Source organism: Streptomyces sp. NPDC002698 (assembly GCF_042888945.1).
Lineage (GTDB): Bacteria > Actinomycetota > Actinomycetes > Streptomycetales > Streptomycetaceae > Streptomyces.
Genome location: NZ_JBIAQM010000002.1, coordinates 219,995 through 235,582, shown reverse-complemented (window position 1 = coordinate 235,582; position 15,588 = coordinate 219,995). Strand labels below are relative to the sequence as shown.

15 protein-coding genes are annotated in these 15,588 nt (G+C 70.8%); 10 read left to right on the top strand and 5 right to left on the bottom strand.

Annotation, left to right across the window (positions count from 1 at the left end; genetic code table 11):
* Positions 1–6 precede the first annotated feature (6 nt).
* Positions 7–1,251: a hypothetical protein gene (locus ACFYW9_RS03390; RefSeq protein ID WP_389144096.1), complete on the bottom strand. Its 1,245-nt coding sequence runs from the start codon at positions 1,249–1,251 to the stop codon at positions 7–9.
* Positions 1,248–2,948 (bottom strand): hypothetical protein, encoded by a 1,701-nt coding sequence (locus ACFYW9_RS03385; RefSeq protein ID WP_389144093.1) that lies wholly within the window; start codon positions 2,946–2,948, stop codon positions 1,248–1,250. The genes ACFYW9_RS03390 and ACFYW9_RS03385 overlap by 4 nt, the downstream gene beginning before the upstream one ends.
* Before the next feature lie 402 nt (positions 2,949–3,350).
* On the opposite strand from ACFYW9_RS03385, the gene ACFYW9_RS03380 reads away from it, so the two are divergent.
* The 8 genes from ACFYW9_RS03380 (at position 3,351) to ACFYW9_RS03345 (ending at position 10,249) form a co-directional block, all read left to right on the top strand.
* A complete protein-coding gene (locus ACFYW9_RS03380) occupies positions 3,351–3,536 on the top strand; it encodes a hypothetical protein (RefSeq protein WP_351860448.1) in 186 nt (61 codons plus the stop codon).
* Positions 3,523–4,230, top strand: a complete 708-nt coding sequence (locus ACFYW9_RS03375; protein WP_389144088.1) for a phosphoadenylyl-sulfate reductase — start codon at positions 3,523–3,525, stop codon at positions 4,228–4,230. The genes ACFYW9_RS03380 and ACFYW9_RS03375 overlap by 14 nt, the downstream gene beginning before the upstream one ends.
* Before the next feature lie 139 nt (positions 4,231–4,369).
* Positions 4,370–5,269: a sulfate adenylyltransferase subunit CysD gene (gene cysD, locus ACFYW9_RS03370; protein WP_389144085.1), complete on the top strand. Its 900-nt coding sequence runs from the start codon at positions 4,370–4,372 to the stop codon at positions 5,267–5,269.
* Positions 5,270–5,271: 2 nt separating this feature from the next.
* Complete coding sequence (locus tag ACFYW9_RS03365) at positions 5,272–6,618, top strand: sulfate adenylyltransferase subunit 1 (RefSeq protein ID WP_389144082.1); 1,347 nt, start codon at positions 5,272–5,274, stop codon at positions 6,616–6,618.
* Positions 6,619–6,627: 9 nt separating this feature from the next.
* The gene (locus tag ACFYW9_RS03360; protein ID WP_389144774.1) at positions 6,628–7,752 is read left to right on the top strand and encodes an ABC transporter substrate-binding protein; all 1,125 of its coding nucleotides are present in this window, start codon (positions 6,628–6,630) and stop codon (positions 7,750–7,752) included.
* Positions 7,753–7,768: 16 nt separating this feature from the next.
* Entirely contained in the window at positions 7,769–8,563 is a 795-nt protein-coding gene (locus ACFYW9_RS03355; RefSeq protein WP_389144079.1) for an ABC transporter ATP-binding protein, read from the top strand.
* On the top strand, positions 8,550–9,437 hold the full coding sequence (locus ACFYW9_RS03350) for an ABC transporter permease (protein WP_351860437.1): 888 nt from the start codon (positions 8,550–8,552) through the stop codon (positions 9,435–9,437). Before ACFYW9_RS03355 ends, ACFYW9_RS03350 begins: the two co-directional genes overlap by 14 nt.
* A gap of 5 nt (positions 9,438–9,442) precedes the next feature.
* Positions 9,443–10,249, top strand: coding sequence for a sirohydrochlorin chelatase (locus tag ACFYW9_RS03345; protein ID WP_389144075.1), 807 nt, complete (start codon positions 9,443–9,445; stop codon positions 10,247–10,249).
* An 11-nt stretch (positions 10,250–10,260) separates the two neighbouring features.
* Here the strand turns inward: ACFYW9_RS03345 and ACFYW9_RS03340 are convergent, their stop codons facing one another.
* Positions 10,261–11,070, bottom strand: coding sequence for a BTAD domain-containing putative transcriptional regulator (locus tag ACFYW9_RS03340; RefSeq protein WP_389144072.1), 810 nt, complete (start codon positions 11,068–11,070; stop codon positions 10,261–10,263).
* A 684-nt stretch (positions 11,071–11,754) separates the two neighbouring features.
* On the opposite strand from ACFYW9_RS03340, the gene ACFYW9_RS03335 reads away from it, so the two are divergent.
* On the top strand, positions 11,755–13,161 hold the full coding sequence (locus ACFYW9_RS03335; RefSeq protein WP_389144068.1) for an FG-GAP-like repeat-containing protein: 1,407 nt from the start codon (positions 11,755–11,757) through the stop codon (positions 13,159–13,161).
* A 33-nt stretch (positions 13,162–13,194) separates the two neighbouring features.
* Here ACFYW9_RS03335 and ACFYW9_RS03330 read toward each other — a convergent pair whose 3' ends face one another.
* The gene (locus tag ACFYW9_RS03330) at positions 13,195–13,572 is read right to left on the bottom strand and encodes a winged helix-turn-helix transcriptional regulator (protein ID WP_389144065.1); all 378 of its coding nucleotides are present in this window, start codon (positions 13,570–13,572) and stop codon (positions 13,195–13,197) included.
* Between the two features lie 104 nt (positions 13,573–13,676).
* Here ACFYW9_RS03330 and ACFYW9_RS03325 point away from each other — a divergent pair, with 104 nt between their 5' ends.
* Positions 13,677–14,042 carry a DoxX family protein gene (locus ACFYW9_RS03325; protein ID WP_389144062.1) on the top strand — a complete coding sequence of 122 codons (366 nt, stop codon included), beginning with the start codon at positions 13,677–13,679 and terminating at the stop codon, positions 14,040–14,042.
* A 92-nt stretch (positions 14,043–14,134) separates the two neighbouring features.
* On the opposite strand, the gene ACFYW9_RS03320 is transcribed toward ACFYW9_RS03325, so the two are convergent.
* On the bottom strand, positions 14,135–15,307 hold the full coding sequence (locus ACFYW9_RS03320) for an amidase domain-containing protein (RefSeq protein WP_389144059.1): 1,173 nt from the start codon (positions 15,305–15,307) through the stop codon (positions 14,135–14,137).
* Positions 15,308–15,588 lie beyond the last annotated feature (281 nt).

Below are 15,588 nucleotides of genomic sequence, written 5' to 3'. Positions count from 1 at the left end.
GGATCGTCATGACTCGGGCTGTCTCAGCGGTCCCGAGACCGCGGTGATCATTCCGCTGGTGAGCCAGTCCGCGCCCCGGTGCTCGTGCGCGGGCATGCCCGGGATGTACACCTCGGCCGCCGCGTACATCAGGGCCGGGGCGAAGTCGCCGCCCAACTGCCGCTGCCAGGCCTCGTAACCGGCGGCGCTGGGCACCTCGCCGGGGAACCGCCTCGACAGCGCCGACAGATAGCGCTCGGCGGCGGGGCCCCGCGGGTCGTAGCGCAGCGGGATGATCTGGCCCGCGCTGGGACCGAGCACGGGCGGCGAGAGCAGCCAGGGGGCCAGGTAGGTGCCCTCGGCCTTGACCCGGCCCGTCCCGACCTCCTTGACCTGGGCCTCGGCGGCCGCCCAGCCCGTGACCACGATCAGCGGAGCCGCACCCTCGCCGGGTGCCACCACGGTGACCTTCTCGCGGGCCGCGGCCTCGCGGACCACGGCCGCGGCGGCCCGGTCACGGGGTGAGCCGTCCGCGCGCAGGGCGACGGTCCGTGCCCCGCGCGCCGCCAGGAAGCGCACGGTGGACCGCAGCATCCCGGCGTCGGCGGTGCCGAGACGGTCGGCGGGACAGGAGGACCAGGGCCGTGCGCTGCCGGCGAGCAGGGCGCCCAGGGCGGCGGACGCGCACTCGGGGCCGTCCGTGCCGCGCAGGGCGGCGGACGCGGCGGACGGCTCGTGGCCGGTGTCGACGTCCAGCGAGGCCGGGGCACCGTTCACGGAGAGATGCAGCCGCTGGTCACCGGACTTCAGGGTGACTCCCACCCAGGTCCGCTCGGAACCGCTGTACCGTCGGCCGGCGGTGAGCCGCGCGGGATCGGTGCCGGCGGAGGCGCTGTCCGCGGCGATGCCCACCAGGTTGAACCCGGGACGGTTCGGAACGACGAGGACCGGTACACGCTGCGCCCCCGCCTCGGCGGTACGCAGCAGGGGTACGCCCGGCGTGCCGGCTTCGGACCGTCCCGCGTCGTGCGACACCGTCATGCCCACCAGGACCGAGGTGATCACGATGACGGCGAAGGACGCGAGCACGGTACGCCGCCGCCGCATCCGCCCGTACCGCAGTTGCAGCATGATCAGGCCGATCCCGCAGGTCAGGACGAGCGCGCCCAGCAGGACGCCGTACAACGGCCGGAAGTCCTGTGCGGCTTGGGCCAGGTGCCCGCGGCGGCCGCCGGCCGCCGCGGACAACTGGATCGAGAAGGTGTTGCTCACCGCAGTGCGCCGTCGCTCACGACGAACAGCACACCGTGGGGCCGGGCGTCACCGGTGTCGCCGTGCGGCCACGACTTCCGGTTGAAGCTGACGCAGGGGTCGCCGGTGACCTCGTCACGGAACCGCTTGTCCAGGGAGATGCCCGCCGTCCCGCCGAGATCGAACATGCACACCCGGTGGTCGCCGTCGCCGCCGAAGGCGCCGGCCAGGAAGTAGTCGGCGGTGGCGATCCGCTTGACGTGAGTGGCCTCGCGGTAGTCGCCGTCCCTCCCCTTCGTGAAGTTGTCCATCGCGCCCCAGTGAGGACCGCCGTCGGTCGTGTCCCGGATCGGGACGGTGCCGACCAGGCCGGGACAGTCGCTCTCCGTGCCGCCCTTGTAGGCCTCGTCGAGGGTGTCGACGGAGCACCGCGGGTCGTCGCCCGACGCGAGCAGCTTCCGGATGTCCAGCACGTAGACCATGCCGGTCGTCCGGTCCAGCGGCTTCCCGTAGGGCCTCGACGCGCCCATCACCGTGTGGAACAGGTAGCGGTCGTCCGGACTGACCGCCAGCCAGCTCGAGTTGTCGCCGCCACCGGTCACCGAGCCGTCGGGGGCGAAGGTCTGGTACGGCGTCGTGTCGTCCAGCACCTCCTTCCACTTCGGCCTGGAGGACGTGATGTCCGGCGTGTAGTAGACGGCGCCGCCGGTCATCGAGGACACGAACGCGCCCTTGTGGCCGCGCTTGTTGGGCAGCGCCGTCTCCATGAGGACCCGGGACTCGCCGAAGATCGGATCCGACTCCTGGGCGGCCCTGGGGCCGTCCGCCACCTTGGACACGGACTTCAGCTTCGGGTCGGCCCGGTTGCTGATGTCCCAGACGCGGACCGTCTGCCGGGCGAGGTCCTCACGCAGTTCGACCTCGGGAGTCACGAAGTTGCGTGCCTCGACGAAGTCACTGGCGACCATGATGTTCATGTCCTCGCGGACCGCGATGCCGTGCGGGTTGGCGCAGCTCGCCTCCGTCAGCACCGGTACGTTGCCGCACTGGACCGGGTCCTCGCCGCCCTTGACGGCCGCGGGGATCTCGGAGACGGTCTTCCCGTCCTTGCCGAAGTAGACGATCTCGCCGGGCGACCCGGCGGCACCGTTGCCCTCACGCACCTCACCGTTGGTGTACGTGCACGGCCCCGTGACGTTGGGTCCGCCCATGTACGTGCCGTACGCGGTGCCGTCGCGCAGCACCTGGTAGGCGTCCGGCAGCGTGCCGCACGGGGTGTCCGTGGGGACGTTCACGCCGACGAGCTTCACGGCCGGCAGGGCCTTCGTGTCGAACACGAACGTCGTGTCGGTGAGGATGCCGCCCGCGAACAGCCGGGCGCCCTTGTGCCAGAGGTACTGCATGTGATGCGGCTCGTTGCCCTTGCCCGGCCCCATCGTCACCGTGTTGACGACCTCCCCGTAGTGCGGTGAGTCGGGCGTCGCGTCGATGACGGTGAGGAAGTCGGGCGTCGTGTGGTCCGCCGGCCCCGCCCAGGCGAGCAGCCACTCACGCCCGTGTCCGCCCGCCGCGGGGAGGAGGTTGTTGGTGGCGGTGTAGGTGGTTCCGTTGGACGCGGTGAACCGGGAGGTCCACGACTTGGCGGCCTCCGGTGATGCCTGACCGGCTCCGCTGAGCAGGGCGGTGGTCAGTCCCAAGGTCAGGAGAACCACGGACATACGCCGTGGGAACCCTGTTCTTCGGAGCCTGGATAGTCTCATCGTGCAATGCCCCTCTTCTGGAACTTGCGGTTCGGGTCCCCCGGTCGCAGGCATGCGCAATGGCCCCGGACCGAGGGGCTCTGGGCAAGAGATTTCTCCGGATCATCAAGGTTCGCTGCCTGTGATCCCGCAGCGGACCGCGAAATCCATCCGCGACTATCTCAAACACCACTGACCGGGCGCTGACACGGCGCTTGCGGGGCCGGAATCCGGAACATATCAGCGCCGTGTCAGTGGCCCATCCGCGGCCGTTGCTAGGGTGACCGGCACTGCCGAACTCCGGAAAAGGGAATTTTCTCTTCGGTTGTTTACCGCCGCCGAAAGACCCTTTGTCAAAGTGCTTCCGGACAGGAGAAATCGATGAATGAACGCGAGTTGCTCCACCCCTGCCCGTACTGCGAGTACAAAGGGCTCTTCAGGGCCGGTGAGGGGCATGACACCTGGAAATGCGGCGCTTGCGAGCGCGCGTTCAGCTTTTCGTTCCTCCGGCTGCTCGGCCTCGTGGCGCTGGGCGTCGGCCAGGGAGCCGCACATGAAGGGCGCTGACACGGGCCGGTCCACCGAGCTCCGGCTGCTCGCCTCGTGGGCGGAGCGCGAGCTGGAGGACGCGTCCGCGCCGGAGATCCTGCGCTGGGCGGTGGACACCTTCGGCGACGGGTTCTGTGTGACCTCCTCGATGGAGGACGCGGTGGTCGCCCATCTCGCGTCGCGTGTCCGGCCCGGTGTGGACGTGGTGTTCCTCGACACGGGCTATCACTTCCCGGAGACGATCGGCACCCGGGACGCGGTCGAGGCGGTGATGGACGTCAACGTCATCACGCTGACCCCGCGTCGGAGCGTGGCCGAGCAGGACGCCGAGCACGGACCGCGGCTCCACGACCGCGACCCGGACCTGTGCTGCAAGCTCCGCAAGGTCCAGCCGCTGGAGGAGGGCCTGACCGGCTACCGCGCCTGGGCGACCGGGCTGCGCCGTGACGAGTCCCCGACCCGGGCGAACACCCCGGTCGTCGGCTGGGACGAGAAGCGCCGCAAGGTGAAGGTCTCGCCGATCGCCCGCTGGACGCAGGACGACGTGGACGCGTACGTCGCCGAACACGGGGTCCTGACCAACCCGTTGCTGATGGACGGCTACGCCTCCGTCGGCTGCGCGCCGTGCACCCGCCGGGTGCTGGAGGGCGAGGACGCGCGCGCCGGCCGCTGGGCGGGCCGCGCGAAGACCGAGTGCGGGCTGCACGAATGACGGCCCCCGCCGCGTACGAGGCGCCCGAGTCGCCCGGCCTTCGGACCGGGTCGCCCGCGCAGACCGTGAGGGAGTCCACCGCCGTGGTTCACACCCTGCTCGTGGAACGGGGGCCGGTGTGAGCGCGCCCGCCGCTGAAATGACCTTGTCCCTCTCCCACTTGGACGCGTTGGAGTCGGAGGCCGTGCACATCTTCCGTGAGGTGGCGGGGGAGTTCGAGCGGCCGGTGATCCTGTTCTCCGGTGGCAAGGACTCGATCGTGATGCTGCATCTGGCGCTGAAGGCGTTCGCCCCGGCGGCGGTGCCCTTCACGCTGCTGCACGTGGACACCGGGCACAACTTCCCCGAGGTCCTCGACTACCGGGACCGGACGGTGGAGCGGCACGGGCTGCGGCTGCACGTGGCCTCGGTGCAGGACTACATCGACCGCGGTGTCCTCAAGGAGCGCCCGGACGGGACGCGTAATCCGCTGCAGACGCTGCCGCTGACCGAGAAGATCTCCTCGGAGCGGTTCGACGCGGTGTTCGGCGGGGGCCGGCGGGACGAGGAGAAGGCGCGGGCCAAGGAGCGGGTGTTCTCGCTGCGGGACGAGTTCTCGCAGTGGGACCCGCGCCGCCAGCGCCCGGAGCTGTGGAACCTCTACAACGGCCGCCACGCGCCCGGCGAGCACGTCCGCGTGTTCCCGCTGTCGAACTGGACCGAGCTGGACGTGTGGCAGTACATCGCCCGCGAGGGCATCGAACTGCCCGACATCTACTTCGCGCACGAGCGCGAGGTCTTCCAGCGCTCGGGCATGTGGCTGACCGCCGGCGAGTGGGGCGGCCCGAAGGACGGCGAGACGGTCGAGAAGCGCCTCGTCCGCTACCGGACGGTGGGTGACATGTCCTGCACCGGCGCCGTCGACTCCGAGGCGACCACGCTGGAGCAGGTGATCACCGAGATCGCCGCGTCCCGGCTCACCGAGCGGGGCGCGACCCGCGCCGACGACAAGATGTCCGAGGCCGCGATGGAAGACCGCAAGCGCGAGGGGTACTTCTAGACATGACCAGCACCACCGAACCCACCGAGCCTTTGTCGGTCGAACAGCTGACGGCCACCACCCTGCTGCGCTTCGCGACCGCCGGCTCCGTCGACGACGGCAAGTCCACCCTGGTGGGACGCCTGCTGCACGACTCCAAGTCGATCCTCACCGACCAGCTGGAGGCCGTCGAGCACGCCTCGCGCAACCGCGGCCAGGACACCCCCGACCTGGCCCTGCTCACCGACGGCCTGCGCGCCGAACGCGAGCAGGGCATCACCATCGACGTCGCCTACCGCTACTTCGCCACCGCCCGGCGCCGCTTCATCCTGGCCGACACCCCCGGCCACGTGCAGTACACCCGCAACATGGTCACCGGCGCCTCCACCGCCGACCTGGCCGTCGTCCTCGTCGACGCCCGCAACGGCGTCATCGAGCAGACCCGCCGGCACGCCGCCGTCGCCGCCCTGCTGCGCGTCCCGCACGTGGTCCTCGCCGTCAACAAGATGGACCTCGTCGCGTACGAGGAGTCCGTCTTCGCCGCGATCGCCGAGGAGTTCACCGCCTACGCCTCCGAGCTGGGCGTCCCCGAGATCACCGCGATCCCGATCTCCGCGCTCGCCGGCGACAACGTGGTGGAACCCTCGGCCAACATGGACTGGTACGGCGGCCCCACCGTCCTGGAACACCTGGAGAGCGTCCCGGTCAGCCACGACCTGGCACACTGCCACGCCCGGCTGCCCGTGCAGTACGTGATCCGCCCGCAGAGCGCCGAGCACCCCGACTACCGCGGCTACGCCGGGCAGATCGCCGCCGGAACCTTCCGCGTCGGCGAGCGGGTGACCGTCCTGCCCTCCGGACGCACCACCACCATCTCCGGCATCGACCTGCTCGGCACGCCGGTCGACGCGGCCTGGACCACCCAGTCGGTGACCGTGCTGCTGGCCGACGACATCGACGTCTCCCGCGGTGACCTGCTGGTGCCCAGCAAGGACGCGCCGCCGACCACCCAGGACGTCGAGGCGACCGTCTGCCACGTCGCCGACGAACCGCTCACCGTCGGCCACCGGGTGCTGCTCAAGCACGGCACCCGCACCGTCAAGGCCATCGTCAAGGACATCCCCTCCCGCCTCACCCTGGACGACCTCTCGCTGCACCCGCACCCGGGCCGGCTGGCCGCCAACGACATCGGCCGCGTCAAGATCCGCACCGCCGAACCGCTGCCCCTGGACTCCTACGCCGACTCCCGCCGCACCGGCGCCTTCATCCTCATCGACCCCGCCGACGGCACCACCCTCACCGCAGGCATGGCGGGGCCGGACTCCACGACACCACCGCACCGCCCTCCGACGAGCTCAACAGGCCTGTGAGGAAAGGGAATCGCCGTGCCAGCCCCTCTCGCCACCCGCTCCGCCGGACGACGGCACCCGGTCGTCGTGCTCTCCGTACTCTCCGTGCTCGCCGCCGCGGGCTGCGGCTACGGGTCCCAGGCCAAGGACACGGGCCGGCCGGCCGTCCTCGCCACCGGAGCGAAGACCGGCGGAGTGGACCAGGTACGGATCGGATACTTCCCCAACATCACGCACGCCACGGCCCTGGTCGGCCTGCAAGAGGGCTTCTTCCAGAAGGAGTTGGGCGGGACGAAGATCCGGACACAGGCGTTCAACGCCGGCCCGGCCGAGATCGAGGCGCTGAACGGAGGCGCGATCGACGTCGGCTGGATCGGCCCCTCGCCCGCCGTCAACGGCTACACGAAGTCCGACGGGACCAACCTGCGCATCATTTCGGGCTCCGCCTCGGGCGGTGTCTCCCTGGTGGTGAATCCGCGGAAGATCGGTTCCCCGGCCGCGCTGAAGGGCAGGACGATCGCCTCACCGCAGCTCGGCAACACCCAGGACGTCGCCCTCCTCGACTACCTCGCGCGCCAGGGCTACAAGGTCGACGCCAGGAGCGGGCGGGGTGACGTGAAGGTCCAGCGCGTCGACAACAAGGAGATCCCCGCCCTCTTCGAGCGCGGTGATCTCGACGGGGCCTGGGTGCCCGAGCCCACGGCGGCCCGGCTGGTCGCGGCCGGCGGCAAGGTCCTGGTGGACGAGAGGAAGCTGTGGAAGGACGGCCGGTTCGTCATCACGAACATGATCGTGTCCCAGCGGTTCCTGAAGAAGCACCCGGATGTCGTCGAGGCCCTGCTGCGCGGCTCCGTACGGACCAATGCCTGGATCAACGCCCATCCCCGGCAGGCGAAGGCCTCCGTCGACCGGAAACTGCGGGCCGACTCCGGCACCCGACTGCCGCCGAAGGTCCTGGACATGGCCTTCGCCCACGTCCAGATCCTCGACGACCCGCTCGCCGCGACCCTGCGCGACGAGGCCGCCCACGCGGTCGCGGCCGGTCTGCTCCAGGACCCGCTGCTCGACCGCATCTACGACCTCCGGCCTCTCAACAAGGCCCTCCAAGCCGCGGGACGGCCCGCGGTCGACGACGCCGGCCTCGGCGCCGACTGACCGGAAGGCGACAGTCATGGCCACCCATCTCGTCCGACGGACCCCCGAATCCGCCCGGGACGCGACGCCGCCCGCCGCGCGGCTGGACCGGGTCTCGAAGTCGTTCGGCCGGCCGGCGGACCGGCCCGTGCTGGACGACATCACCCTCGACGTGGCGACCGGCGAGTTCGTCACCCTGCTGGGCGCCTCCGGGTGCGGCAAGTCGACGCTCCTCAACCTCGTCGCGGGGCTCGACGAGCCGACCCTCGGGACGATCGACGTGCCCGGCGGACGCCCGGCCCTGATGTTCCAGGAACACGCCCTGTTCCCCTGGCTGACCGCGGGCAGGAACATCGAACTGGCGCTGCGCATGCGGGGGATGACCAGGGCGGAGCGCCGCCCCGAGACGGAGCGGCTGCTCGAACTCGTCCGGCTGAAGGGCGCGTACGGCAAGCGGGTGCACGAGCTGTCCGGCGGTATGCGCCAGCGCGTGGCACTCGCCCGGGCACTCGCCCAGGACAGCCGGCTGCTGCTCATGGACGAGCCGTTCGCGGCACTGGACGCGATCACCCGGGACGTCCTGCACGACGAACTGACCCGCGTCTGGGCGGAGACGGGACTGTCCGTCCTCTTCGTCACCCACAACGTCCGCGAGGCCGTGCGGCTCGCCCAGCGCGTCGTCCTGCTCACCTCCCGCCCCGGGCGCATCGCCCGCGAATGGACCGTGGACATCCCGCAGCCGCGCCGCATCGAGGACGCCGCCGTCGCCGAACTCTCCGTGGAGATCACCGAGGAACTGCGAGGGGAGATCCGCCGCCATGGCAGGCAGTGACACCGAGGACACGAGCGATCTGGCCGGGCTGGAAGCCGGACTCGACGCGCTGGAGAGGCCCGCCGCCGCGGCCCGGACGTCCTTCGCGGGCCGCCTCCTGGCCGTCGTGCTGCCGCCTTTGTGCACCGTCGTACTGATCGTCGGCGCGTGGCAGCTCGCCGCGGCCATGGACCTGAAGCCCGATCACGTCCTGCCCGGACCGCTCGACGTGGCCCGGTCCATCCGGCGGATGTGGCTGGAGGGCACCCTTTTCGGCTATGTGTGGACGAGCGTCTCCCGCGGCGCGTTCGGCTTCTGCATGTCGATCGTCATCGGGACACCACTGGGCCTGGCGGTCGCGCGGATCAGAGCCGTCCGGGCGGCGATCGGGCCGATCCTGTCCGGGCTCCAGTCACTGCCGTCGGTGGCCTGGGTGCCGGCCGCGATGATCTGGTTCGGGCTCACCGACACGACCGTGTACGCGGTCGTCCTGCTCGGCGCGGTGCCCTCCATCGCCAACGGCCTGGTCGCGGGCGTCGACCAGACCCCGCCGCTGTATCTGCGCGCGGGCCGGGTCGTCGGTGCCACCGGGCTGGCCTCGGTCCGGCATGTGCTGCTGCCCGCCGCGCTCCCCGGCTTCCTCGCCGGGCTCAAACAGGGCTGGGCGTTCGCCTGGCGCTCCTTGATGGCGGCCGAACTCATCGCCAGCTCACCCGATCTCGGCACCGGGCTCGGTCAGTTGCTGGAGAACTTCCGCACCTACAGCGACATGCCGGGAGTGCTGGCCACCATCATTCTCATCCTGCTCGTCGGCATCGGCATCGATGTGCTGGTCTTCTCCCCGCTGGAGCGGCGCGTCCTGCGCAGCCGCGGCCTGGCCGAGCGGGCGGGGTGACACCGATGCCACCGGTGCTGCTCGCCGTCGCGCACGGCAGCCGCGATCCCCGGCACGCCGGGACACTGCGTGCTCTGGTACGGCGGGTGCGCGCGCGGCGGCCGCGACTGCGGGTGGAGATCGGGTTCCTGGACTTCACGGTCCCCTCGGTGCCCGGGGTACTGGCGGAGCTGGCGGCGGACGTACGGCGCGCGGAGTCACGGCGACGGGAGGCGGTCCGTGAGGTCGTCGCCGTACCCCTGCTGCTGAGCCGTGCCGTCCACGCCAGGGCGGACATCCCGGCGCTGCTGCGACAGGCACCGCCGGAGCTGCGGGTCGAGCGGGCCGGCGTCCTCGGGCCCGCGCCGCTGCTGTCGCGGGCCCTGGAACGCCGACTGTACGAGGCCGGGCTGACGCCCGGCGACGCGTCCTCGACCGGGGTCGTGCTGGCCTCGGCGGGGACCTCCGATCCGGAGGCGAACGCGGTGATCGCGGACATCGCGCGGGAGTGGCGGCACACCGGTTGGTGCGCCGTGCGGCCCGCGTTCGCCTCCCTGCCCCCCGACGAGGCGCCGGCCGGGGGTGGTTCCCGCCCGGCCGCGTCCGGTACGGCCTGGGCCGTACGCCGGCTGCGTGCCTCCGGCTGTGCCCGGGTGGCCGTCGCCTCGTACGTCCTCGCCCCCGGGTTCCTGGCCGACCGCATCGTGCGGGGTGCCGCACAGGCGGATGTCGTCGCACCGGCTCTCGGCGACGCCCCGGAGGTGGCGGACCTCGTGCTCCACCGTTTCGATCAGGCCTGTTCACGTCTGCGCGTCACGGCGACGCCGCCGTGACGCGGTGTGGCTCACATCCCCATCCGGCCGCCGTGTCCCACGGGTTCGCGGAGCAGTTCGGGGTCGTGGGTGAGGATGGCCTTCTCGTACCGGCGCAGCGTGGGCGTGGGCTCGACTCCCAGGTCGTCGACCAGGGTGCGCCGGCACTTCCGGTAGACGTCGAGCGCGTCGCGCTGGCGCCCGCAGCGGTAGAGCGCCCCCATGAGGAGCATGCAGAGCTTCTCGTTCGTGGGGTTCTGTTCGTACGCCTCGGCGAGCTCCGGAAGGATGCGGTCGGGCGGGCCGGTCCTCAGCTCCAGCTCGAAGAGCAGGGTGAGTGCCGCGTTCCTGGCCTCCACGTACCGGGCCGCGACGGCCTGGCACAGCGGTCCGACGCGAAGACCGCCGAACACCGGGCCGCTCCAGAAGGACAGGGCCCTGCGCAGTTCACGGATGTCCTGGTCCGGGTCTGCCGAGGTACCGCCCGCGGCGGTGCGACGGACACGGTCGACGGTGTCCATGAAGACATGTGCGTCGAGTTCCTGCCTGGTGACCGAGAACAGATAGCCCGAGGGTGTTGTGATCACCCGTGATCCGGGCCGTTCGGGTTCGAGCAGCGCCAGACTCCTGCGGACCCGGCTCACCTGTGCCTGGAGCGCGTTCTGCACCTTGGACGGCGGTTCGCCGCCCCACAGTTCGAGAATGAGTGAGTCGACGGTGACGAGTTCTCCTCTTGAGACGAGAAGCGCCGCGAGCAACTGCTGCTGCATGGCGCCGGCGAGCTGGAACACCCGGTCACGGGCCCGTACTTCGACATGGCCTAGCACGGAGAAAAACAACACGGAATGCCCCTCGCCGCGAAAAAGCTGCTGCCTGCGACCTGCCCGCAGATCGATGGACGGACATACCTGTGTTTGTCTTCCGGTAATTCTCCCGAAATTGAACGCACCGGATAAGGTCCGGCAACCTCGATCACTGATACCACGATTCCCCCGTTTGAGCAGTGACGTTCGATTGTCACGGCAAGGGGCCGGATCGACCCGGATTGCGAGACTTGCAGATCAATCGACCTCTAACCGAACTTCAGAACGATGATATTTAGCCACTGTTTGGCACGTCAACGGAGCAGGAGAACTTGGCGAGTTATTGCACCCCACGTCCTCCGGTTGTGAGGGTCGGCGCGTCCCCGCGCGTATTGAAGCCGCAGGATGTTTCTCCCGAGGGCCGGGCGTCCCGGCGCGGAAGAGGGCCGACGAAATGGTGAACAATGCCAAGTCGTTGAATGGCTGAGCAATCCCGCGTCAGGGTGTGCCGGGTGCGTGCGAGCGCTCCGCGCCCCGCCCGGGCTGCCCGCGCCCATCGGGGTGCCCGCACCCACCGAGGCGGGGAGCGCCACCGGACGGTCGCGTCACGGTGAATCCCGGGTGACGGGACGGCGTACAACCATTGGCGCCATGCGCGGGTCTTGTGGGACACCGGGCGTCGGGACGCCCGTCGCGCGATCTACCGTCCTTAAGGGGTCTGCCTTGTCCTCGCGAAAGCTCCGCCTGCCAGTGGCCGCAGCGGCCGCTGTCGTCCTGTCCGCCACGGGCGCCGCCCCCGTCGTGGCCTCCCCGGGGAACGCCCCCTCGGGCGCCCCGACCGCCGCCGCACCGGGGTCGGCGCGGGCCGACTTCGACGGTGACGGATACCCCGACGTGGCGATCGGCGCCCCCGGCGGCACCGTAAACGGCCGGGCCGGCGCGGGATACTTCACCGTCGTCTACGGCATGGGCCAGGGCCCCGACGGCGTCAAGCGCCAGGTGATCAGCCAGAACCGCTACGGAATTCCCGGTACGGCGGAGGCCGGTGACCGCTTCGGCAGCGACCTCACCGCGGCGGACCTGGACGGTGACGGTTACACCGACCTCGTCGTCGGATCTCCCGGCGAGGACGTCGGCGGCGTCCGTGACGCCGGACGGCGGACCGTGCTGTGGGGCAGCGTGGGCGGGCTCGTCGCCGCCGCCGTCGTCGGCGAGGGACGGGCGGCGACCCGGGCCGGTGACTTCGACGGGGACGGCCATCTGGACCTCGCGACGGCGTACGAGACGCGGTACGGGCCCATCAGCCGCACCGGTGTCCCGGCCCGTACCGGCCCCCTCGTGGACCTGGACGTCCGTGTCTACGCGATGGCGGCGGGCGACGTGGACGGCGACGGCAGGACCGACCTCGTCGTCAGCGGCGGATCGTGGGACTCCGACGACGGAGGAGCGGTCCCGCCGCCCCGCCTGCAACTGCTGCGGGGCACCCCGGACGGCCTCGTGGCGGGCCCGCTCATCGCCGCCGCCGACACCGTGTCCGCGGACAGCATCGCCCTCGGGGACGTCGACCACGACGGACACCAGGACGTCGTCTTCGGCCGCAGTACCGCCGCCGGCGGCGGGCTCGTCGGCGTGGTGCGGGGCACGCCGGACGGATTCGCGGCGCGGGCCACCCTGATCGGCCAGGACACTCCCGGAGTCCCCGGCACGGGGGAGAGCGGCGACCGCTTCGGCACCGACGTCTCCGTCGGCGACGTCACCGGTGACGGATACGCCGACGTCGTCACCGGGGTGCCCGGCGAGGACCACGCCGGACGCACCGACGCCGGCACCTTCGCCGTCCTGCGCGGGAGCCGGACAGGCCTTTCGGGCAGCGCGGTCCAGGTCTTCAGCCAGAACACGGCCGGGGTGCCCGGCACGGCGGAGAACGGCGACGCGTTCGGCGGCCGCACCGCCGTCGTCGGCGGCCACGTGGTCGTGTCGGCGCCGAAGGAGAACACCGGTTCCGGGGGCGTCTGGGTCTTCGCGGGTACGGCCTCTGGCATCACCGCGACCGGATCGGTGAGTTACGGACCGCACACCCTCGCCGCGCCCGAGAAGGGCGCACAGCTGGGGGCCGCCTTCCAGCGCTGATTCCGGCCGCGCCGTCCCCGGCCCCCACCGGCGTCACCCCGCCCCGTCCCCGTAAGCGGCCCTGCTGGCCTCGATCTCGCCGATGTGCTCGATCGCCCAGCCGGCCAGCGCGAGGGCAGGCGGAATGAGGCTCTCTCCGGTGGGGGTCAGCGCGTACTCGACGCGGGGCGGGACCTCCGCGTGCACCGTCCTCGACACCAGGCCGTCGCGCTCCAGGTTCCGCAGGGTCAGCGTCAGCATCCGCTGCGAGATGCCGGGAATCTGCCGCTGCAGCTCCGTGAAGCGCAGCCGGCCCCGTTCGAGGGTCGTCACGATCAGCAGCGTCCACTTGTCGCAGATCCGGTCGAGGACGGTGCGGATCGTCCGACCGCCGTCACCGCGGATCATGCAGGTGCGCTCGTACTGCGACACGACAGCTCCCTGTGGGTAGCGCACATCCATGTGCCTTTTGCAGGCCCCCCGACGGTCACTCATCATGGGGCAACTTACGCCTGGTAACCATTGTGAGGGGCCCCATGAACGTCGCCTACTGGATCGTCGCAGCGCTGCTGGCGGCCTTCTACCTCTATGCCGGAGGCATCAAGATCCTGCGGAGCCAGGAGCAGTTGCGGCCGATGATGGGATGGGTCGACCGTGTGCCCATGCCGGTGGTGAGGCTCATCGGGACGCTGGAGGTCCTCGGCGCGGCGGGCCTGGTCCTGCCGCCGCTCACCGGGATCGCGCCCTGGCTCGCCGTCGCCGCCGCGACGGGTCTCGTCCTGATCCAGGCAGGCGGGATATCCCTCCACCTCTCGCGCGGCGAGGCACGGCTGATCGGACTCAACATCGCCCTGCTGGCCGCCGCGGCGGCGGCCGTCCGGCTGGGGACCACCTGGCTCTGACCGGACCGGACCGCCCTGTGTGACACCCGCCGAACGCAAAGGGCGGGAGCCCGGCACGTGGTGCCGGACTCCCGCCCCGGGAACGCGACCGCTCAGGTGCGGTAGGCGTAGTACGCGGCGTTCGGGTACGACGCGATGATGCTCGCCAACGACCGGTTGTAGGTGTTGGTGGAGTGGTACGACAGGTACGGCACACCCTGCGGGCTGCGGTACGTGACGATCATCGTGTGGTCCTTGGACCCGTCCTTGTTGAAGTCCATCTGGACGACGTCACCGATGTCGGCCTGATAGACGTTCGCGAGGTTCGTCGTCCGCTTCGAGGACAGGGCGAACCACGAGAACTCGTTGACGCCGACGAACGAGTCCGACTGGATGTCGGCGTTGCCGAACCACTTGTGGAAGTCGTACACGTAACCGGGAGCGTGCTTCCAGCCGCCCGCCTTCAGGGCCTGGCTGACGAAGTTCGTGCAGTCCCCGCCGGCGCCCTCCCCGTTGAAGTTCGGGTACGCCGGGTTGTAGTTCTTCCAGTACTTCGCGGCGTACGCGGCCATGGCCTTGTAGTCGTAGCCGGAAGCCGTGAAGTTCTTCGGCTTGGCCGGCGCCGGCTTCGTGATGGCGGCACGGGTCGCCGAGGGCGGCGTGCTGTCACCGGTCATGGGCGTGGCGACGAACGTCGTGGCCTCGACCTGGTTGACCGCGACCCCGTCGTCCGTGTCCTGGACGCCCGTGAGCTGCCAGTCGCCCTTGCGGTCGGCCTTGAACGTCAGCGTGTGGTGCGCCTCGAAGCCGGTGGTCTTCGGCTCGGTGCCCGTGGCCTTGTCGTAGGCCAGCGTCGTCGTCTCGGTGACGTCGACCGTGGCGTTACGGCCCTTCACCCGCGTACGGTCCAGCGACACCGTGGTGTTGGCCGAACGGTACTTCTCGCCGAGCTCCGCCAGACGGGCCTTGCGGCTCTCCAGCTTCGTCAGCGCGGACTTCTCGGCACGCGACTGGGCCGAGGACAGGCGGACCTCGCCGGAGAACCGGGACGTCTTCCGCTTCGTTCCGTCGTCGCCCACCAGGGCGTCGGTGCGGTCGGTGAAGACCGCGTCCGCCAGGCGCTGGAAGGTCGCCTTGGTGGCCGCGTCCACCTTGGGGTCGGCGTTGACACTCGCGGCGCCCGCGGACCAGTTGGGCAGCAGGGCCGCGCCGGCGACGACCGAGGCGGCCGCCGCGGTGACTATGGTTGCGCGTTGCCGCTTACGGCTCAGTTTCCTTGATTTCAATGGGGATCCCCTCTACACCGGTATTCGATACCGGAGCCGCATCCTCGCACGACGTGTGTGCCTCCTGTGAAGGGGGTTGCCGAAGCGGTACCGAGCCACGGAGACGGAAAGCCGCAGCTCCGCGCTCGTGAGGGCAATCCCGGCGGCCCACCGGTCCTGCCGGCGGTCGTCGGCCGCGCGCGGGGACTCCGGGACCGTCGCGCCGGACCTACGCCGGTTGTGGTGCCGGGGCATCACGTACGGGTGTGAGAAGGGGTGCTGGAGGAGCCTGCGCGCGAACG